At 60.8% G+C, this 19,201-nt stretch carries 20 protein-coding genes and 1 other RNA gene; 8 read left to right on the top strand and 13 right to left on the bottom strand.

Annotated elements, in window-relative coordinates; genetic code table 11:
* Nucleotides 1–171 precede the first annotated feature (171 nt).
* Together GGD50_RS07370 and GGD50_RS07365 are read right to left on the bottom strand one after the other, a co-directional pair.
* Nucleotides 172–363 (bottom strand): DUF1192 domain-containing protein, encoded by a 192-nt coding sequence (locus GGD50_RS07370; RefSeq protein ID WP_107109135.1) that lies wholly within the window; start codon nucleotides 361–363, stop codon nucleotides 172–174.
* 41 nt (nucleotides 364–404) lie between these two features.
* Nucleotides 405–1,679 carry an MFS transporter gene (locus tag GGD50_RS07365; protein WP_107109134.1) on the bottom strand — a complete coding sequence of 425 codons (1,275 nt, stop codon included), beginning with the start codon at nucleotides 1,677–1,679 and terminating at the stop codon, nucleotides 405–407.
* A gap of 224 nt (nucleotides 1,680–1,903) precedes the next feature.
* Here GGD50_RS07365 and GGD50_RS07360 point away from each other — a divergent pair, with 224 nt between their 5' ends.
* Nucleotides 1,904–2,065, top strand: coding sequence for a hypothetical protein (locus tag GGD50_RS07360; RefSeq protein ID WP_183937679.1), 162 nt, complete (start codon nucleotides 1,904–1,906; stop codon nucleotides 2,063–2,065).
* Nucleotides 2,066–2,196: 131 nt separating this feature from the next.
* Here the strand turns inward: GGD50_RS07360 and GGD50_RS07355 are convergent, their stop codons facing one another.
* The 4 genes from GGD50_RS07355 to GGD50_RS07340 all read right to left on the bottom strand — a co-directional run bounded on the left by GGD50_RS07355 (nucleotide 2,197) and on the right by GGD50_RS07340 (nucleotide 7,822).
* Nucleotides 2,197–3,114 carry a PhzF family phenazine biosynthesis protein gene (locus GGD50_RS07355; protein WP_107109132.1) on the bottom strand — a complete coding sequence of 306 codons (918 nt, stop codon included), beginning with the start codon at nucleotides 3,112–3,114 and terminating at the stop codon, nucleotides 2,197–2,199.
* Between the two features lie 351 nt (nucleotides 3,115–3,465).
* Nucleotides 3,466–4,488 carry a class I fructose-bisphosphate aldolase gene (locus GGD50_RS07350; RefSeq protein WP_107109130.1) on the bottom strand — a complete coding sequence of 341 codons (1,023 nt, stop codon included), beginning with the start codon at nucleotides 4,486–4,488 and terminating at the stop codon, nucleotides 3,466–3,468.
* A gap of 208 nt (nucleotides 4,489–4,696) precedes the next feature.
* On the bottom strand, nucleotides 4,697–5,899 hold the full coding sequence (locus tag GGD50_RS07345; RefSeq protein ID WP_107109129.1) for a phosphoglycerate kinase: 1,203 nt from the start codon (nucleotides 5,897–5,899) through the stop codon (nucleotides 4,697–4,699).
* 72 nt (nucleotides 5,900–5,971) lie between these two features.
* Nucleotides 5,972–7,822, bottom strand: a complete 1,851-nt coding sequence (locus GGD50_RS07340) for a potassium/proton antiporter (RefSeq protein ID WP_107109128.1) — start codon at nucleotides 7,820–7,822, stop codon at nucleotides 5,972–5,974.
* 334 nt (nucleotides 7,823–8,156) lie between these two features.
* Between GGD50_RS07340 and GGD50_RS07335 the strand changes: the two genes are divergently transcribed.
* Together GGD50_RS07335 and GGD50_RS07330 are read left to right on the top strand one after the other, a co-directional pair.
* Nucleotides 8,157–8,447 carry a toxin-antitoxin system TumE family protein gene (locus GGD50_RS07335; protein ID WP_107109461.1) on the top strand — a complete coding sequence of 97 codons (291 nt, stop codon included), beginning with the start codon at nucleotides 8,157–8,159 and terminating at the stop codon, nucleotides 8,445–8,447.
* Entirely contained in the window at nucleotides 8,434–8,793 is a 360-nt protein-coding gene (locus tag GGD50_RS07330; protein ID WP_107109127.1) for an HVO_A0114 family putative DNA-binding protein, read from the top strand. The genes GGD50_RS07335 and GGD50_RS07330 overlap by 14 nt, the downstream gene beginning before the upstream one ends.
* Before the next feature lie 9 nt (nucleotides 8,794–8,802).
* On the opposite strand, the gene GGD50_RS07325 is transcribed toward GGD50_RS07330, so the two are convergent.
* The 3 genes from GGD50_RS07325 to tkt form a co-directional block, all read right to left on the bottom strand.
* Nucleotides 8,803–9,387, bottom strand: coding sequence for a putative glycolipid-binding domain-containing protein (locus tag GGD50_RS07325; protein ID WP_107109126.1), 585 nt, complete (start codon nucleotides 9,385–9,387; stop codon nucleotides 8,803–8,805).
* Nucleotides 9,388–9,389: 2 nt separating this feature from the next.
* The gene (gene gap, locus GGD50_RS07320) at nucleotides 9,390–10,400 is read right to left on the bottom strand and encodes a type I glyceraldehyde-3-phosphate dehydrogenase (protein WP_107109125.1); all 1,011 of its coding nucleotides are present in this window, start codon (nucleotides 10,398–10,400) and stop codon (nucleotides 9,390–9,392) included.
* Nucleotides 10,401–10,463: 63 nt separating this feature from the next.
* A complete protein-coding gene (gene tkt, locus GGD50_RS07315) occupies nucleotides 10,464–12,446 on the bottom strand; it encodes a transketolase (RefSeq protein ID WP_107109124.1) in 1,983 nt (660 codons plus the stop codon).
* A 401-nt stretch (nucleotides 12,447–12,847) separates the two neighbouring features.
* On the opposite strand from tkt, the gene GGD50_RS07310 reads away from it, so the two are divergent.
* The 3 genes from GGD50_RS07310 to ssrS all read left to right on the top strand — a co-directional run bounded on the left by GGD50_RS07310 (nucleotide 12,848) and on the right by ssrS (nucleotide 13,783).
* Nucleotides 12,848–13,123 (top strand): DUF4164 domain-containing protein, encoded by a 276-nt coding sequence (locus GGD50_RS07310; protein ID WP_107109123.1) that lies wholly within the window; start codon nucleotides 12,848–12,850, stop codon nucleotides 13,121–13,123.
* A gap of 49 nt (nucleotides 13,124–13,172) precedes the next feature.
* Nucleotides 13,173–13,550, top strand: coding sequence for a cell division protein ZapA (locus tag GGD50_RS07305; RefSeq protein WP_107109122.1), 378 nt, complete (start codon nucleotides 13,173–13,175; stop codon nucleotides 13,548–13,550).
* A 74-nt stretch (nucleotides 13,551–13,624) separates the two neighbouring features.
* Nucleotides 13,625–13,783: non-coding RNA, 6S RNA (ssrS, locus tag GGD50_RS07300), on the top strand.
* 71 nt (nucleotides 13,784–13,854) lie between these two features.
* Here the strand turns inward: ssrS and GGD50_RS07295 are convergent.
* Nucleotides 13,855–15,654 (bottom strand): chloride channel protein, encoded by a 1,800-nt coding sequence (locus GGD50_RS07295; RefSeq protein WP_107109121.1) that lies wholly within the window; start codon nucleotides 15,652–15,654, stop codon nucleotides 13,855–13,857.
* A gap of 118 nt (nucleotides 15,655–15,772) precedes the next feature.
* On the opposite strand from GGD50_RS07295, the gene GGD50_RS07290 reads away from it, so the two are divergent.
* Nucleotides 15,773–16,210 carry a MarR family winged helix-turn-helix transcriptional regulator gene (locus GGD50_RS07290; protein ID WP_245407506.1) on the top strand — a complete coding sequence of 146 codons (438 nt, stop codon included), beginning with the start codon at nucleotides 15,773–15,775 and terminating at the stop codon, nucleotides 16,208–16,210.
* A 42-nt stretch (nucleotides 16,211–16,252) separates the two neighbouring features.
* On the opposite strand, the gene GGD50_RS07285 is transcribed toward GGD50_RS07290, so the two are convergent.
* Together GGD50_RS07285 and GGD50_RS07280 are read right to left on the bottom strand one after the other, a co-directional pair.
* Nucleotides 16,253–16,966 carry an SDR family oxidoreductase gene (locus tag GGD50_RS07285; RefSeq protein ID WP_107109119.1) on the bottom strand — a complete coding sequence of 238 codons (714 nt, stop codon included), beginning with the start codon at nucleotides 16,964–16,966 and terminating at the stop codon, nucleotides 16,253–16,255.
* A 47-nt stretch (nucleotides 16,967–17,013) separates the two neighbouring features.
* Nucleotides 17,014–17,832, bottom strand: a complete 819-nt coding sequence (locus GGD50_RS07280) for an SDR family NAD(P)-dependent oxidoreductase (RefSeq protein ID WP_107109460.1) — start codon at nucleotides 17,830–17,832, stop codon at nucleotides 17,014–17,016.
* Between the two features lie 101 nt (nucleotides 17,833–17,933).
* Between GGD50_RS07280 and GGD50_RS07275 the strand changes: the two genes are divergently transcribed.
* Complete coding sequence (locus GGD50_RS07275) at nucleotides 17,934–18,797, top strand: helix-turn-helix transcriptional regulator (RefSeq protein WP_107109118.1); 864 nt, start codon at nucleotides 17,934–17,936, stop codon at nucleotides 18,795–18,797.
* A 36-nt stretch (nucleotides 18,798–18,833) separates the two neighbouring features.
* On the opposite strand, the gene GGD50_RS07270 is transcribed toward GGD50_RS07275, so the two are convergent.
* The gene (locus tag GGD50_RS07270) at nucleotides 18,834–19,157 is read right to left on the bottom strand and encodes an ArsR/SmtB family transcription factor (protein ID WP_107109117.1); all 324 of its coding nucleotides are present in this window, start codon (nucleotides 19,155–19,157) and stop codon (nucleotides 18,834–18,836) included.
* Nucleotides 19,158–19,201 lie beyond the last annotated feature (44 nt).

The following is a 19,201-nucleotide window of genomic DNA, read 5'->3' as shown; positions in this document are numbered from 1 at the left end:
GCGGCTCTCAAGGTAAAACAGGGAGAAAAATCAGACCAATTCGCCAAGTGGAGGAACTGTCTGAGTCCAGAGCAAATCTGGATGGTCATAGTAATATGTCGTAAAGCTTAATATTCCGTTGAACATGTCTCAATCTGTACTTCGATCGCACAAATCTGCGCTGATGCAGGCTTACGAGCGGAACAGGTTTTCGGCGGCCTGACGGCCGGACGCCTTGGTGGCGATCTCGGCTTCCAGCCGGGCGATCTCCGCCTGCATCAGTGCGACGCGCGCCCTGAGCTCGTCGACGGAGAGCAGCGACAAATCGCTGCCGATTTCGTGCGCGGACGGCTTCTTCGGGCGGTCATCATCGAAAATGCTCATCTGTCTCCTCCTTCTTGCCGTCGCCTTGTCACCCCGGCGGCTCATGTGCCGTAGTTTACCGTCATATCTTCCTTTTTCGAAGCCTCGCTGCGCGCCAGCGACATGCTTTCCGGCGTGATCATCTGCGCATTCGCCGAAGGCATCGTGGTGTAGGCGTCGCGATCGCTGGCGGGCTTGGCGGCGCGCATGCGGCTGCGGAAGATCGCGTAGGTCGTGATCAGCACATGGGCGACAGCGGTGACGAAGAACAGCGAGTAAGGGCCGATGGCGGACATGACGGGACCGCCGAGCGTCGGGCCGATGATCGTGCCGATACCGTAGAGCAGCAACAGGCCGCCGGAGACCTTCACGAAATCCTCAGGTGCGGCGAAGTCGTTGGCATGGGCGACGGTGATCGGATAGAGCGTGTTGGCGACGGCGCCATAGATGACCACCATGCCGATCAGGAAAAGAGGACCGGTCGGCTGCAACAGGAAAAGCAGCAGCCCGTCGATGGCTGCAATCGCGGCCATACCAGCCAGCACGTAGCGGCGGTCGATGCGATCGGAAAGACGGCCTGCCGGAAACTGCATCACGGCGCCGGCAAAGATGGTCGAGCTCATCATCAGTGCGATATTACCATCCGAGAGACCGGCATTGGCGCCGAAGACGGCGCCGAGCGTACCGTAGGCACCATTGGCGATGCCGACCAGCAGGATGCCGATGGAGGCGACAGGCGAATTGCGATAGAGCGCCTTCAGATCCAGGCTGACGGCTTTCAGCGGCTGCGGCGAAGCGGCTGTCGAGAGCGTCGTCGGCAGCATGGCGACGCAATAGCAGATGCCGCAGAACATGAAGAGGATCGGCGTGTGAATATCCTCGAAGGGGATCATCATCTGGCCGGCGACGGCGCCGATCAACGTGATGCCGATATAAAGCGAGAAGATGGCGCCGCGGCTTTCATTGGTGGCGCGTTCGTTGAGCCAGCTTTCGATGATCATCGAGGTGCCGGCTGTGCAGAAGCCGGTAACGGCGCGCAGCAACACCCACCAGGTGGCGTCGACGATGATGCCGGTCAGCAGCGCGATGATGGCAATGACGGCGATGAAACCGGAAAAGGCGCGGACATGGCCGATGCGCCGGACCAGTTTCGGCGCCGTCAGGCAGCCGAGCACGAAGCCGGTCGCCCAGGTCGTGCCGAGCAGGCCGAGTGTCGTCGTGGCGTAACCCTCGGCTGTGCCGCGCACCGGCAGAAGCAGGCTGTGCAGGCCATTGCCGGTGAATAGGAAGAGCGTACCGAAAAGCAGGGCAAGAACGGGTAAAATATTTCTCTTCATGTTCCCACTTTCATGCGGTTCCGCTTAAAGAACCGATAAGGCAGGACAAAGCCCTGCCAGTTTTCGCTATTGATTGTGCCCCGGATTGCCGTTATCGGCGTGTAGAAACAGTCTGTTGGCGCGGAAAAATGTCCGTCCTATGACGAATAGAGCATGATCGTGAAAACTGCGCAGTGGTTTTCGAAAAAGCCATGCTCACTCTTGCGCAAACGGGGAAAAATACCGTGACAAAAGTGATCGCGGTGCTGCTGTTGCTGGCCATGGCGGTGCAAATCATCAAGCCGCTGGGCCTTCCCGGCCTCAAACGGCGTGCCGATTTCTGGAAGATCGCCGTGATTGCCTTCGCAATCTGGACGATCGCTTTGGTCATCAACGAGACATTTTAACGCATGAGCTTGAAGGCGGGGCGTCGACGGCTAGTGCATGTCGCGCAAAAGTGTGCGGCGGTTTTGCGAAAACGACATGCACAAACAAGGAGCTAAAGCGTGGGAGCGAATCTGAAAGATCGCGACGAGCTTTAGAATGTGACTTCGCCGCGCATGACGCTGACACAGTCGCCAGAGATGAAGACGTCGGCGACGGAGCCGGCGGATTTCCTGACATCGAGGTTAATCAGGCTGCGCCGGCCCATTTCCACGCCCTGTTCGATGGTGATCTGCACTTCCGCGTCGGCTTTAGGCAGCAACGAGGTGAGATAGGCGCCGAGTGCGGCGGAGGCGCTGCCGGTTGCCGGATCTTCGAGAACACCATCCAGCGGCGCGAACATGCGGGCGCGGATATGCTGGGGTTTTTCGGCCGAGCGCGTATAGAGGAACAGCGAAAAATCGGTCTTCTCGTCCTCATGGCGGGCGGCCGCTTCCGCGAAAACGGCGGCGTTCGGGCGGGCCTTGCCGAGGGTTTCGAGACCATCCACTTCGGCGAAGGCGAAGAGCAGCCCGACGGAGGCGAATGTCGGGCCATGCGTCGTGTGACGGATGGATGCGGGATCGAGCTGAACGCAGCGAGCAACGAGATCGCCGGCGATGGCGCTGCCGACTTGCAACGCGCCGGGCGCCCGTATCTTCGCGCCGCTTACCTCATTGCCATTGCGCAGCAGTTCCACATCCACCAGCCCGGCTTTCTCTTCGAAGAGAAGCCTGTCACCCGGCGTCTTTCCGAATATCTCCGTTTGCCGCCCGAGCACGAAAGCCGTCCCGACATTCGGATGGCCAGCAAAGGGGATTTCCTTGGTTGGCGTGAAGATGCGGACACGCGCCGTATTGTCGGGATTCTCTGGCGGAAGAACGAAGGTCACTTCGGAATAATTGACCTCCGTCGCGATCTTCTGCAACGCCTCGTCGCTCAAACCGCGCGCATCCGGGATAACGGCGAGCGGGTTGCCGGCGAAGCGTTCGGAGGTGAAGACATCGGTGGTGACATAGGCGACGGCGTTCATAGGCTGCTCCCGAGCTACGGCAGAACTGCAGGGATTTAGCCGCTGTTTGACTGAGCACGAAAGCGGGAACTTGTGCCGGTGACAACTTCGCGACCGGCTTTCTTTCCGGGGTTGCCCCTCACCCTAGCTCTCTCCCCGTTTTGACGGGGAGAGGGGACGACCTCGGATTTATGTCTGTACCATTGCCGGGATGGAAGGCTGTGGGCGCGTCTATCCCCTTCTCCCCGCGGGCGGGGAGAAGGTGGCCGATAGGCCGGATGAGGGGCTTTTCGGGCATATGGACAACATTGGTAAAGACAAAAAGCCCCATCGCATCGCGATAGGGGCTTCTCGTCAACGCGTTACGTCAGATCAGGCAGCCTTTTCGCTGTCCTTGGTCCAGCTACCCTTAGCGGCGAGATAGTTCATCTCGGCGCGGTGGGTGAAGGCGCGCTGGCCGGCGGCGACGTTTTCCGGCTTGCCGCCCCAGGCCTTCAGCGAGGCGTCCTGCAGGGCGCGGCCGTAGGAGAAGGTGACGTGCCAAGGCAGGTCGTAGCCGTTGATGGCGGAGAGATGCGCGGTTGCTTCTTCCGGCGACTGGCCGCCGGAGAGGAAGGCGATGCCGGGGACGGCGGAGGGAACGGTTTCCTTCAGAACCCTGACGGTGGCCTCGGCGACCTGTTCGACCGATGCCTTGCGTGCCTTCTTGCCGTCGATGACCATGCTCGGCTTCAGGATCATGCCTTCGAGTTTGATGCGGGCTTCGGCGAGTTCCTGGAAGACGATCTGCAGCGTCCAGCGGGTGATTTCCTCGCTACGGGCGAGATCGTGCGTGCCGGGTTCGCCGTCCATCAGGACTTCCGGCTCGACGATCGGCACGATCTTCGCCTGCTGGCAGAGAGCGGCGTAGCGGGCCAGCGCATGGGCATTGGCCCTGACCGAGCCGTAGGTCGGCAGGGCGTCGGAAACGGCGATCACGCCACGCCATTTGGCGAAGCGGGCACCGGCATCGTAGTATTTCGCCAGGCGGTCACCGAGACCGTCGAGGCCTTCGGTGATGGTTTCGCCCGGGAAGCCGGCCATCGGCTTGGCGCCGGTGTCGACCTTGATGCCGGGAATGCTGTCGGCAGCGCGGATGATGTCGACGAAAGGCGTGCCGTCGGCAGCCTTCTGGAAGAGGGTTTCCTCATAGAGGATGACACCGGAGATATACTTCTTCATCGCCTCGTCAGAGCGGAAGAGCATTTCGCGGTAGTCGCGCCGGCTCTCTTCGGTGGAAGCGAGAGCGATCGTGTCGAGACGTTTCTTGATCGTGGCGGTGGATTCGTCAGCCGCCAGCAGGCCTTTGCCACCGGCCACCATCTTTACGGCAATGTCTTCAAGTCGTTCGCTCATTTTCGTTCTCCAAGGCGTTTTCAGTCAGCGACGGGTCATATAAGTCGGCGATAACAGAAGTGAATATAGAGGGAAATGGGCAGCTAAATTATTGAAACGATTGAAATGATTTCAACCGTTTGAAAGTTTGGACTATCACTTTAGCATCCTGTGGAAAGCTGCGAAAGTCCGGCTCGCAGCTCTCCTTTTTCGTATGAAATACGGCTGTTTATTTTTCGGTATGGAGAACAGCGACGCCCGGCAGGACCTTGCCTTCCATCCATTCGAGGAAGGCGCCGCCCGCCGTCGAGACATAGGTGAAATCGTCGGCAACGCCGGCATGGTTCAGAGCGGAGACGGTATCGCCGCCGCCGGCAACCGAGGTCAGCTTGCCGGCCTTGGTGCATTCGGCGGCATATTTGGCGGCCGCGACCGTAGCAGCGTCGAAGGGCGTGATTTCGAAGGCGCCGAGCGGGCCGTTCCAGACCAGCGTCGTTGCGCGCGCGATCCAGGCGTTGACGGCTTCGACCGATTTCGGGCCGACATCGAGGACCATGGCATCGGCCGGAATGGCGTCGATCGAAACGACTTCATTGTCCGCGCCTGCCTTGAATTCGCGGGCGATGACGCCGTCTTCCGGCAGCACGATGGCGCAGCCCGACGTGGCGGCTTCGATCATGATCTGCTTGGCAGTCTCGGCCAGATCATGCTCGCACAGCGACTTGCCGACATTGGTGCCGCGGGCGGCGAGGAAGGTGTTGGCCATGCCGCCGCCGATCACCAGCGCGTCGACCTTCTTCACCAGGTTCATCAGCAGGTCGATCTTGGTCGAGACCTTGGCGCCGCCGACAATGGCGACGACCGGCCGGGCCGGGTTGCCGAGGCCTTTTTCCAGCGCTTCCAGCTCAGCCTGCATGGTGCGGCCAGCATAGGCGGGGAGGTGATTTGCAAGGCCCTCGGTCGAGGAATGGGCGCGATGAGCGGCGGAAAAGGCGTCGTTGACGTAGATATCGCCGTTGGCAGCCAGCTTTTCCGTAAAAGCAGCGTCGTTTTTCTCTTCTTCCTTATGGAAGCGGGTGTTTTCGAGCAGTAGAATATCGCCAGCGTTCATCTTGGCGATGGCGTCGGCCGCCGGAGCGCCGATGCAATCGGATGCGAAGAGAACGGCGTGATCGAGCACTTTTTCGACTGCGGGGATGATCAGGGAAAGCGACAGATCCGGCGACGGGCCATCCTTCGGGCGGCCGAAATGGGCAAGCAGGATGACCTTGGCGCCCTTTTTGGACAATTCCAGAATGGTCGGTGCCACGCGCTCGATACGGGTTGCATCGGTGACTTTGCCGTCCTTGACCGGCACATTGAGGTCGACGCGCACGAGCACGCGCTTGCCGGTGATGTCGGTGAGATTGTCGAGGGTTTTGAAGGCTGCCATGAGGAGGATCCAATGCTGTTGGTACCGCGAAGTGCGCCGACCATACTACGGATGATGCGAGACGCAAGGCGTTCAGGCGTCGTTTTTGCCGGTATTGGAATCGGTTGAAACCACCTCTTCGGCGTGTTCGCGGCGCCGGCGCAGGAAGCCGCGAATACCATTCAAAATATCGTGGAGATTGATGAAAATCGGCAGGATCGTCGGCGGTTCCAGCGCTTCCAGCGACATGCCGACCGACTGGATATGGTCATTCTCATCGAGATCGCGGACGATGAGGATAATCTCGCCCAGACGGACACGATCGGCGTAATCGGCCTTGCCGCCGAGGCGCTGACGCATAAGCTCGGCGATGGTCAGCCCCTTTTCCGCTTCGCTCAGAAGCCCTGGTCCATAGGCCGCGTCGAGATCGGCGGCAGGGCGCAGCGGCGAGATCGAGAAGGCGCCGAAGAAATCGGCATCATCCGGATCGACCGGCGCGCGGCTGGCGAACAGGCGGTCGAGAAGGCGCGAATAGCTGGGTGAGATGAAGAGATAGACGAGATCGTTCTCGCGCAGGCGCCCGGCATATTGATAGCGCATCGACTTGCCGTCCCGCACGACGAGCGACGGCATGGCCCAGCGCGGAATGCGTTCGCCGCGCAGAACCGGACTATCCTTGACGACGCGATAGGAAAGCAGCTCATGATTGACCGTGCCCGGGAGGTCGACCTCGACTTTGTCGACTGCGCCCATGCGCGGCGGCACGATGAGGCCGAGCCGACGCGCCATCGGTTTGATCGTCCAGCCTTGAACCAGCAGCGACACCAGCACGACGATGAAGGCGACATTGAAATAGGTGTGGCCGCCCTCGAGATTGCCGAGGATCGGCATGATGGCGAGCAGGATGGAGACGGCGCCGCGCAGGCCCACCCAGGCGACGAACCCCGTCTCCCGTTGCGTGTAGTCGAAAGGCAGCAGACAGAGCCAGACGGCGACCGGCCGGGCGATGAAGATCAGGAACAGCGCCAGCGCCACCGCGGGGAGGGCGATTGCCGGAAATTGCGATGGCGTGGCGAGCAGCCCGAGGACGAGGAACATGATGATTTGCGCCAGCCAGGTCAGGCCATCCTGAAAGCGCTTGATGCTGGCCGAAGCCGGCATCTTGCGGTTTCCGGCGTAAATGCCGGCCACGTAGACGGCGAGAAAGCCGCTGCCGCCGACGGCGCCGGTAAAGGAGAAGACGAGAAGGGCGAGCGCCAGCACGAAGATTGGCGTCAGGCCGCGGTCGGTCTCCAGATGGCTGACGATCAGCACGATCATCATGCCGCCGAGCAAGCCGAGGATGACGCCAAGACCCATCTGCTGGAGGAAGGTGGCGAGCATGACGAGATTGAGGCCGTGATAGCCTTCGCCGCTTGCCAGCAGTTCGACCAGCGCCAGCGTCAGGAAGATCGCCATCGGATCATTGGTGCCGGATTCGACTTCCAGCGTCGATCGCACCTTGTCGCGGATGTTGATGCCGCCGATGCGCAGCAGGAAGAAAACGGCGGCCGCATCCGTCGAAGCCACGATCGAGCCGAGAAGCAGGCCCTGCAGCCAGGTAAAGCCAAGGAGCCAGGTGGCAGCGAGGCCGAAGAGTGCCGCCGTGACAAGAACGCCGGTAGACGCCAGAGCCATGGCCGGCGCGGCTGCCAGTTTGAAGGCCTGGATGGGCGTGCCGTATCCGGAATCAAAGAGGATGATGGCCAGCGCAAGCGAGCCGAGAATATACGCAAGATAGTTGTTGCTGAATTCGATGCCGAGTCCGTCCGTGCCGGCCATCAAGCCGATCATCAGAAAAAGCAGCAGCAACGGTGCGCCGAAACGGAAGGCAAGCAGGCTCGAGAAGGCCGCCAACAGAATTAGGACCGTGCTCACCAGCACGACGACGTAAAATGCCTCCACTCCTTTTTCCCCTTTCCCGCGCGCCCTTGGCCGGGTCGAAGCCCGAAACGTTCGCAATTCTCCCCACTCACTATGCCGCCGCACGCTTAAAATTAGTACATGCAAATATTATTCGGAGAAGGCGCTGGATCGATGCCCGCTCCGACGATTGCGACTTCATGATGTGATGCGTTTCACCAGAACAGTGAAACGGTCCGGAACGTCTTGGGAGAATTCCTGTGAAAAATTTATTTGTAAATCTGGACCATAGCAGGGCAGGGAGAGGGAAGATTCAAGATGTTTTTAGATGATGGAATAATTTACATCGATATCGACTGATGGTATGAATTCCATCATGGAAGCAAAGCTAATCCAGAAGACAAGGCGCCAACTCCGTGAGGGAGCATTCTTCGAAATTGTGATCTGGCAAGTGCCAATTCCTCTGCGCGGTAGCCTCCACACGATAAAATACCGTTTAGCGCTGGTCGTCGAAGGTACGTGTGTGTTGCGCTATGATAACGAGGCCGGCAAGGGCGACCACAAGCATGTGGGTGATACTGAGGTGTCATATCACTTCGAGAATGTCGACAAACTGCTCGCCGATTTCATGCAGGACGTGAAAGGATGGTTCGATGACAACGCTTAAAGTCAGAATAGAGACGTTGGAAGAAACATTGAGCCGTGCGGCAGAGGCGTGGAAATCTGTGGAGTCCGGACAGGAGACGGCGGCGGATGAGAGCCTTGCCTTTGCTTCATGGGATCTGATGCACCGCGTCCTCGCGCCCAAACGCCTTGAAATCCTGCGCGTCATGAGTGGGCAAGGGGCGATTAGCATGCGCGAGGTAGCGCGTCGTGTGGACAGAGATTTCAAAGGCGTCCATGCCGATGTTGAGCTTTTGCTGCGCAACGGTGTGATTGACAGAACAGACGATGGCATCGTCTTTCCCTATGATCGGATACATGTCGAGTTCGATATTGAGGCCGCAGCTTGATCGGCCGCATCAAACATCCACACGCTTGAAATAGCTCGGATAGTCGATCACCAGGCCATCCGCATCGACCGGCAGGTCGACGGTGAAAGCTCTGTCTTCGGCGGCGTAGCGATAGAGTTTTTCCGGCGTGATGCAGGTGTAGCGCTGGCCATCGCGCACCGGCACGAAGCTGTCGGACGGGATATAGAGCATGGCTAGCTTTGCCGTTCCAGCTTCGGGCGTCAGCTCAAGCCGGCGGATCGGCAGGCTGTTGGTGAAGGGGGAGCCATAGAGATCGATATCGATGCAGCTGTCGAATTGCGGCAGGGCAACGCCCTCTTCGGTGTGCCAATGTCCTTTGCCGTCGGAAAGCAGGGCGAGGCGCCGGCCATCGGTGGTTTCGATCGAGAAGGAGAGAACGGTCCAGTCGGCTGCGCAATCGATGCGGTAGAAGACGCCATAGGGCGAACCTCCGCGGCCGCCGATGATGGTGCCACAGGCGCGAATGGCTGCGCCGGTGGCCGCGTCGATGGGAGCGATCGTCAGATGCTCCAGCCCGTCTCCTTCCATGGGACGCCAGCGGACTGTCGTCGGAAGGAGAGGGCGGAAGGCCATGATCAGATCAGCTTGGCAAAAGCGACGGCCGTGTCGGACATGCGGCTGGAGAAGCCCCATTCGTTGTCGTACCAGGACAGGACGCGCACGAAGTTGCCTTCCATGACCTTGGTCTGGTCGGTCGCGAAGATCGACGAGTGGCTGTCATGGTTGAAGTCGCGGGAAACCAGCGGCTCGTCGGTGTAGCCGAGGATGCCCTTCAGCTTGCCGTTTGATGCAGCCTTGATGGCTTCGTTGATTTCGCCGACCGTCGTTGCCTTCTTGGACACGAACTTGAAGTCGACAACCGAGACGTTCGGGGTCGGAACGCGGATCGACGTGCCGTCGAGCTTGCCCTTCAGGTGCGGCAGAACGAGACCAACCGCCTTTGCGGCGCCCGTCGAGGTCGGGATCATGGACAGGGCCGCGGCGCGGGCGCGGTACAGGTCCTTGTGCATGGTGTCGAGCGTCGGCTGGTCGCCGGTGTAGGAGTGGATGGTCGTCATGAAGCCGTGGTCGATGCCGACGGCGTCGTCGAGAACCTTGACCACCGGCACCAGGCAGTTCGTGGTGCAGGACGCATTGGAGATGACCAGGTGCTCCTTGGTGAGCTGGTCGTGGTTGACGCCGAAAACGACGGTTAGGTCGGCGCCGTCAGCAGGAGCCGAAACGATGACGCGCTTGGCACCGGCCGTCAGATGAGCGGCGGCCTTGTCGCGGGCCGTGAAGATGCCCGTGCATTCCATGGCGATGTCGACGCCGAGGTCCTTATGCGGCAGGGTTGCCGGATCCTTGATCGCGGTGACCTTGATCGGCTTGCCGCCGCCAACGATGATGGTGTCGCCTTCGACCTTCACTTCGGCAGGGAACTTGCCGTGGATGGAATCGTAACGCAGCAGATGGGCATTGGTCTCGACCGGGCCGAGGTCGTTGATGGCAACGACTTCGATGTCAGTGCGGCCGGATTCGACGATCGCGCGCAGAACGTTACGGCCGATGCGGCCGAAACCGTTGATGGCAACTTTTACAGTCATAGTGTGTTCACTCCCGTTCACTCAGGGTATTTCTATTGAAATGGAGAGCGCCTTTCGACGCCCTCAGGAAAGCTTTGCCTCGGCGGCGGCGACAACCGCTTCCGTGGTGATGCCGAAATGCTTGTAAACGTCCTTGTAGGGCGCGGAAGCGCCAAAGCTCTTCATGCCGATAAAGGTACCTTCCGGACCGATGAATGCGTCCCAGCCTTCGCGAACGGCAGCTTCGACGGCGATCTTGACCGGCGAGTTGCCGAGCACTTCCTGGCGATAGGCGTCCGGCTGCTCGAAGAAGAGTTCCGTGCAGGGAACGGAAACGACGCGGGTGGAAATACCCTTGCCTTCCAGCGCTGTGCGGGCGGCGACGGCGATTTCGACTTCGGAACCCGAAGCGAAGATCGTCACCTTGGCATCGGCCTTGCCGACGAGCGTGTAGGCGCCCTGTTCGCAGAGGTTCTTCTCGCTGTATTCGGTGCGCGCAGCGAGCAGGTTCTGGCGGGTCAGCGCGAGGCCGGACGGACGATTCTGCGTCTTGATCGCGAGCTGCCAGCATTCCGCCGTCTCAGTGGCATCAGCCGGACGGAACAGCAGGAAGTTCGGAATGGCGCGCAGGCCGGCGATCTGTTCGACGGGCTGGTGGGTCGGGCCGTCTTCGCCGACGCCGATCGAGTCATGCGTCAGAACGTGGATGGCACGAATGCCCATCAGCGCGGCGAGACGCAGCGGCGGACGGCAATAGTCCGAGAAGATGAGGAAGCCGCCGGAGTAAGGGATCAGGCCGCCATGCAGCGCGATGCCGTTCATGGCGGAGGCCATGCCGTGCTCGCGAATGCCCCAGTGGACGTAACGGCCGGAGAAATCGGTCGGGGTGATCGACTTCATCTGGCTGGTCTTGGTGTTGTTCGACGGCGTCAGGTCGGCGGAACCGCCGAGTGTTTCCGGCAGGAAGCCGTTGATGACTTCGAGCGCGTCTTCCGATGCCTTGCGGGTTGCGAGCGTCGGCTTGGTTTCGGCGAGCTTCTTCTTGTAGTCGCTGATGGCGGCATCGAAGCCAGCGGGCAGCTCGCCGGTAAAGCGGCGGTTGAATTCGGCCTTCTTGCCGGCCTCCGCGTTCGCGACGCGGCCTTCCCAGGCGATCCGGGTCTCGACAGACCGCTCGCCGGTAGCGCGCCATTCGGTGAGGAGGTCGTCGGGAATGACGAAAGCGTCATAGGGCCAGTTCAGCGCAACGCGGGTGGCTGCGATTTCCTCGGCGCCGAGCGGCGAGCCGTGAACCTTGTGGGTGCCCTGCTTGTTCGGAGCGCCGAAGCCGATGATCGTCTTGCAGGCGATCAGCGTCGGGCGGTCGGACTGGTGAGCGGCCTCGATAGCTGCGCCGATGGCGGCCTGATCATGGCCGTCGACTTCGATCGTGTTCCAGTGAACGGCCTTGAAGCGGGCGACCTGATCGGTCGAATCCGAAAGCGAAACAGCGCCGTCGATGGTGATGGAGTTGTTGTCCCAGAAGAGGATGAGCTTGTTCAGCTTCAGGTGGCCGGCGAGCGCAATCGCTTCATGGCTGATACCTTCCATCAGGCAGCCGTCGCCGCACATGACATAGGTATGGTGATCCATGAGATCGGCGCCGAATTCTTCACGCAGCTTGCGCTCGGCGATCGCCATGCCGACCGAGTTGGCAATGCCCTGGCCAAGCGGACCGGTGGTGGTTTCGATACCGGTGGCATGACCATATTCCGGATGGCCGGCGGTCTTGGAACCTAGCTGACGGAATTGCTTGAGGTCTTCGACCGACATGTCCGGATAGCCGGTCAAGTACAGCAGCGAATAGAGCAGCATGGAGCCATGGCCGGCCGAAAGCACGAAGCGGTCACGGTTCGGCCAGTGCGGATGCTTCGGGTCGAAGCGCAGATATTTGCTAAAGAGAACAGTGGCGACATCCGCCATCCCCATCGGTAGACCGGGGTGACCGGAATTGGCCTTCTCGACAGCATCCATGGCAAGGAAACGGATCGCATTCGCCATCCGGTCGTGTTGTTCGCGAGAGATCATGGTTTTTCCGCAGGGTTCCGGGTTCGGGGGATGGCCACACGCTTGGGAGGCTGGGCCACCGGTTGAAAGGCGGCCGAAACGGAGAAGTCTTTACAAACTCCGTTTTCACTACTGCCTCAGGCGGCTGAGACATAGCAGTTAGGGCGAGCAAGTCAATAAATCCACGGGCCGATCAGGGGGTGGTGCGGCAATTTTTCGACATTTGCCCGTCGGCTTATACAAAAGACGACATGGGCAAGACAAAGCCCGCCTAAGTCATAAAGGAGACCTTCATCCACAGATTAGGCCCCCTGCCGCATGGCGGCCTTTATTGACGTTCAGTTGCTGAGTTGAATATTGTTGCGAAATCAGTCGAGTGGCCGGATATTTTGATTCGGGCCTTGCACGGGGAATCGAGAGGCATGACACCCTCAGGCAAAACGGTGGATGTGGCGCTCGCTCAGTTGCGCCAGGCGCTTTCGACTTTGGAAGGCGCCGTCGACGGGCGGTTTGAACGTGAACGCGCGCAAAGCGATGTCGAAGGCGAAGTTCGCCGGGTGCATGCGGATCGCTCGCGGCTCGCGCAGGAACTCGACCAGGCCGAGTTCCGGGCGAACCGGCTCGAAGAAGTCAATCGCGAAGTCTCGCGCCGGCTTGTGACGGCGATGGAAACCATAAGAGCCGTGCTCGACCGCTGATCCCTTGGGACGCAGCCGTCGCGATCCGCGGCAATGATCGGAAAGTCTGATGGCGCAGGTAACGGTAACGATCGACGGCAAGGCCTATCGCATGGCCTGCGAAGAAGGGCAGGAAGAGCATCTGACGGATCTCGCCACCCGCTTCGACCGCTATGTCATGCATCTGAAGAGCCAGTTCGGCGAGATCGGCGATCTGCGTGTCACCGTCATGGCCGGCATCATGATCATGGACGAGGTGGCGGAATTGACGCGCCGTGTCTCGGCGCTGGAAGCCGAACTCGAAAACCTGCGCAGCAACCGTGACACCGTGCTTGCGGCCAATGCCCGCAGCGAGGAGACGCTCGCGACCGTCATCGACGAAGTGACGATGCGCATTCGCGGCATCACCGAGAAACTGGCGGTTCGTCCGAGTGCCGAGCCGAACTGAGGCTTTCCTTTATTTACAGGGATTGCGTCGTGGCACCCTCTGGTACAAGGCGAGAATTGTCTTTATATAGGATTTGCGGTCTGCGCTTCCCGACAGGAACCACAATCCCTGGGGCCATACTCGATCCAAAGGGAGCTGTCCCTGACCAGGCCCGTGGGCCTGGACACACGGTGCCCACCTACGTTTGTAGGCGCCCAGGATCGTAAACATCCATCGGTCGTCGTGGATCGCTCTTTCTTTCTCGACCTTAAAGAACAGGCAGCGCCGCAGGGTTCTTGTTGCCCCGCTGACGCCGCTCCTCCCCTTAACGTTTCGCTCCGAGATAGGCGCCGCGCTCGAATTCAGAGCGGTTGGCCGCGCTGCGCAGGCGCAGCAGGTCCTTACGGGCGATGAGGCCGACAAGGACGCCGGTCCGCTCATCGACGACGGGAACGCGGCCGGTATCGGCATGGATCATGATATCGGCGACGCGGCCAACCGTGTCTTCGGGATGAGCGACCGGAATGGATGTATCCGAGATCAGATCATAGAGTGTCTGGCCGGCGAGATCGGGTTGGCCCTGCCATCTCAAGGCATCGGCGCGAGAGATCATGCCGACTAGACGCCCGTCGGTCTCGACGACGGGATAAAAGCGATGGGCATCCGGCTGCTCCGTCAACTGCTTTAGTGCCTCTGCCGCCTGCATCGCGGCGGGAAGCGTATCCACCTTCGCAATCATGATGTCGGCAGCGCGGGTCAGTTCGAACGGATCTATGCCGTATTCGCGCGTGATGTGCTGGCCGCGGCGCGCGATCTTTTCCGTCAGGATCGAGCGCTTCAACAGCAACACGGTGACCGCGTAAGCTGCGACCGTGGCGGCAAGCAGCGGCACGAGCGCATGCATGTCGCCGGTCAATTCGATGGCGAAGAAGGTGCCGGTCAGCGGCGCGCGCATCGTGCCGCCCATCATCGCGGCCATGCCGAGCAGCGCCCAAAAGCCGGGATCTCCGGGCAGGACGAGGCCGATAAGCCAACCGAGCGTGCCGCCGAGGATGAGAAGCGGCGCAAGCACGCCGCCCGACGTTCCCGACGACAAGGCGACCAGCCAGATACCGGCCTTGACCAAGAGAATGGCAACTACGGCAATCGCGACGACATGGTCGTTCAGCAGATCGGAGATGATGTCATAGCCGACGCCGAGCGCGCGCGGCTCGATCAGCCCGCCGAGACCGACGACGAGGCCGCCGAGTGCGGGCCACCACATCCAATGGATAGGCAGTTTCTCGAAGGCGTCTTCGATGCGGTAGAGCAGCGTCGTCAAAAGGCCGGATTGCAGGCCGGAGACAATGCCGAGGCCGGCGGCCAGCAGGATGCCCCACCAGCTTAGCTGCATGTCGAAATGGGCCGGAAAGAGCGGGCCGCTGCCAATGAGCAGGGGCCGCCAGGCGATGGAGACACAGGATGCGATTACCACCGGGATGAAGCTGCGCGGCTTCCATTCGAACAGCAGCAGTTCGACAGCCAGCATGACGGCGGCGATGGGCGAGCCGAAGATTGCGGTCATGCCGGCGGCGGCGCCCGCGACCAGCAGCGTCTTGCGCTCGGCAGCGCTCAGATGAAAGAACTGGGCGAACAGCGAGCCGATGGCGCCGCCGGTCATGATGATCGGCCCTTCCGCGCCGAACGGGCCGCCCGTGCCGATCGAGATGGCGGAAGAGAGTGGCTTCAGCACGGCCACTTTCGGCGACATGCGGCTGCCGCCGATCAGGATCGCCTCGATCGCTTCCGGAATGCCGTGGCCGCGGATCTTTTCCGAGCCGTAGCGCGCCATCAGGCCGATGACGAGGCCACCGATGATGGGCGCGGCCACCATCCAGGGGGAGCGGGCGACGGTGCCGAGCGACAGCGGTTCGACGCTGATCTTGAACAGCCAGACGGCGTTGGTGACAAGCGCGATGAGGTTGATCAGCACCCAGGCCGAGAGAGCGCCGCCGGTGCCCACGACCAGCGCCATGGCCGCAAGCACCAGGACGCGCTTGTCCGTCGTGAAATCCCCATTGTCTTTCCGCGAAGCGCCACCCGAGAAATCATGGGCGGGCCGATGATGTACGTTGATATCCTGCATGGAATGCTTTCTGTGCTAAAGCGCGGCGGCAAATTGGCCGAAACTGCAATGGCAATTATATCGTAATGCGATATAAATCAACGGCTGAAAACAGAATGTATTTGTGAGGAAGATGGAAGTGGCGCGGGATTTGGATGAAACGCTATCGCAGGCGGATTACGAGGCTCTGGCGACACTGCGCTACACGCTCCGCAAATTCATGGATTTCAGCACCTCCGCTGCCCATCAGGAGGGACTGCCGCCGCAGCAGCATCAGGCGCTTCTGGCGATTAAGGGCAACCCAGAGAACGAGACGATGACCATCGGCATGTTGGCGGAACGGCTGCTGATCGCACCCCATACGGCGACCGAATTGGTCGGCCGGCTGATCGATGCCGGCTATGTCACCCGCCATCCCGATCCCGCCGACAAGCGCCGGCAAACGCTGCGGCTGACGGAAAAATCCGAAGAGATCCTGCGTCGGCTGACGGCCATCCATCTGCGGGAAATCCGGGACATGGCGCCGGAACTCATCGATATCCTGACGCATCTGCAGGCGGATGTCGGCGGCAAATGAAGAAGCCATTGCCGTGGATGATCGGCAACGGCGCGCTCGCGGTTATTGACCGAGACGGATGCCGCCGTCGCAGATCAGCGTGTGGCCGCTGGTGAAGCCGTTGCTGATCAGGAAGGCGATGGCTTCGGCGATCTCCCGCGGGCGCCCGACACGTCCAACCGGCGTACGTGCGGCGAAGCCGGCAAAGGCTGGCGCCTTCTGTTCTTCGCCGAGGAAATCCCACCACGGCGTGTCAACGACGCCGGGCGAGACGCAGTTCACCCGGATCGGCTTGAGTTCGACGGCAAGAACTGGCGCAAGGGCGGCGATTGCGGCGTTGACGGCTGCAAGCCCTGCTGTTCCCGGTAAGGCCGCCTGGGCTGAGACGGCGGAGACGAAGGTGATGCTGCCTTCCTTTGAGAGATAGGGAAGACAAGCCTGAGCGCAGGCAAAATGCGCCATCGTCTTCTGCTCGAAACCCTTCTTGAGATCGGCAAGGTCGACGGTTGCGAAGGGGCCACCGCCATTGCCGCCGCCGAGTGCCAGGACGAGATGATCGAAAGGCCCGATCGTCTGGAAAATTCCGGCAAGACCAGTGACGTCGGCGGCGTCCATGACGATCGTCGCGACATCGCCCGAGAGGTTTTGCGCTGCCCGAAGCTTTGCCTCGTCGCGACCTGTAATGGTCACCCGATATCCTTTTTCGAGAAGATGGGCGGCGGTCGCAAGGCCGATGCCGGATGAGCCGCCAATGATGACGGCGTGTTGGGATGACATGGTTCGTCTCCTTGTTGGATGATTGATGGCGGAGATGTCGGGGTCGCTCAGGCGAGACCGGTGAGGTCGTAGCTGAGGGCGCGCGGCCGTTTGCGTGCTGTCGCGTCATAGGCCTGGGCGTTGGCGCGGGAGGGGCGCTGCCCGTCGTAATAGAGGCCGGTGCGTCCTTCGAGGTTGGAGGCTGCTGCCAAGTTGAGAATGGCGTTGGCGCCTTGGTCGACTGTGCTCAAGGGTGTCACGCCTGCCTGGCGCACCATGGTCGTGTCCATGTAAGTCGCGGGGTGCAGGCAATTAACGGTGACGCCGGTGCCTGCCAGTTCCTCGGCGAGATCGAACGTGAACATGATCTGCGCCAGCTTGCTCTGGCAATAGGCGCGCACGCCGCTATAGCCACGCGTCAGCATGACATCGGAGAAGTCGATCGGCTGCTGGCCAGCCGAGGAAACGTTGACGATGCGGGCCGAGCTGCTCGCCTTCAACAGCGGCAGCAGGCTGCGCGTCAGCAGGAAGCCGGCAAGATAGTTCACCGCAAAGCGCAACTCGTGCCCGTCACGGCTGACCTGGCGCCCGGCATTGCCGCTGCTGGTGCCGACACCGGCATTGTTGATCAGAATGTCGAGGCGATCATGGTCGCGCTTGATCGCGTCTGCGAGGACACGGACCTCGTCGAGCGATGAAAGATCGGCGGGATAAAAGGCGGCTTTTCCGCCCGCATTATGAATATTGGAAAGCAGGCTCTCGCCGCGCGCCTTATCGCGTCCATGCACCAGCACCATAGCGCCCGATACAGCAAGCCTTTCGGCAACCCGGCGGCCGACGCCGTCTGTCGAGCCGGTGATCAGGATCGTCTTGCCGCTCATGTCCATCGCAATCACCTCCATTTCATCCATGCAGTGATATTTGGCAGTTTGCGAAAGCGGCAAACAGTTCCGGTTTTATCCTAGTATTCATCCTGCTATGATGAGCCATGACCATCAATCAAAACCAGACCGTTCTCGAAGCTAAACGCCGTGAGTTCGGCGCTTTTCTTCGATCTCGCCGGGAGAAGCTGACGCCGGCAAGCGTGGGTCTGCCGGATGGATTTCGCCGGCGGACGCCGGGGTTGCGACGCGAGGAAGTGGCGCTTCTCGCAGGCGTCGGAGCCACCTGGTACACCTGGCTGGAGCAGGGGCGGGATGTGCGTGCTTCGGCGGAAGTGCTGTCGGCGCTTGCCGATGCATTGCGGCTGGACCCTGCGGAACGACGGCATCTCTTCACCTTAAGCGATCGGCCGTCGGCGGAAATTCCTTCGCGCGGGCCGGAAGAGGTGCCGGAATCCCTGCGGCGGATGCTTGCGAGCCTCACCGGCCAACCCGCCTATGTCCTCGGCCGGCGCTGGGATGTGCTTGCCTGGAATTCGGCGGCGGTGGCTCTTTTCGGCGATTACGGCGCGTTGCAAGGCGATGCGCGCAATAGCGTCCATCGGGTATTTACCGATCCTGCGCACCGCGAGCTGTTGGTCGATTGGGAGATCGTGGCGGCAAATTCGCTCGCCATGTTCCGCGCTGACAGCGCGCGCTACGCAGGCGATCCCGACTTCGAACGGCTGATCGCTACGTTGACGCAGACAAGCCCGGAATTTCGCGCCTGGTGGCCGAAACAGGAAGTGCTGCGGCCGCTCGCAGGCTACAAGCGCTTGCGCCATCCGCAGGGCGGGCTGATGACGTTCGAATATACGGCACTTGCCGTCATCGACCGGCCGGATATGAAGCTGGTCGTCTATACGCCGCTGGATGAGGACGGAACCGGCGAGAAGCTGAAGACACTCCTGGGTCGGAACGCAAAAAGCTGATCGCGCGGCGCGCCAGCGCATAAGGCCCCTGTAACCTCAGCCTTCAAGATCGCTTTTCAGCCGGTCAAGGATCGATAATGCGTGGCCGGCATAGGCGCTGATCCACCGGTCGTGAATCTGCTTGATCGGCAGGCTGTTGAGATGATTCCAGCGCTCACGACCCTCCTTCTTGGCAATTACCAAATCAGCCTCTTCCAGCACCTTCAGATGCTGCATCACCGTGCAGCGGTCCATATCCGCAAAAGTCTCGCAGAGCATGCCGGTCGTCCTCGGTGCCTCCTTGAGCATGTCGAGGATTTCGCGCCTACGGCGGTGCGCCAGGGCTTTGAAAATGAGGTCGCTGTCCGATTCGCTTGACATGTTATGTTTTTATAACATAATGACCTTGATCGCAATGGAGATGA

It is taken from the genome of Martinezella paranaensis, from assembly GCF_014200235.1.
GTDB lineage: Bacteria > Pseudomonadota > Alphaproteobacteria > Rhizobiales > Rhizobiaceae > Rhizobium > Rhizobium paranaense.
Note: the sequence above shows the minus strand (reverse complement) of the source record. Positions and strands in the feature narration are given on the sequence as shown.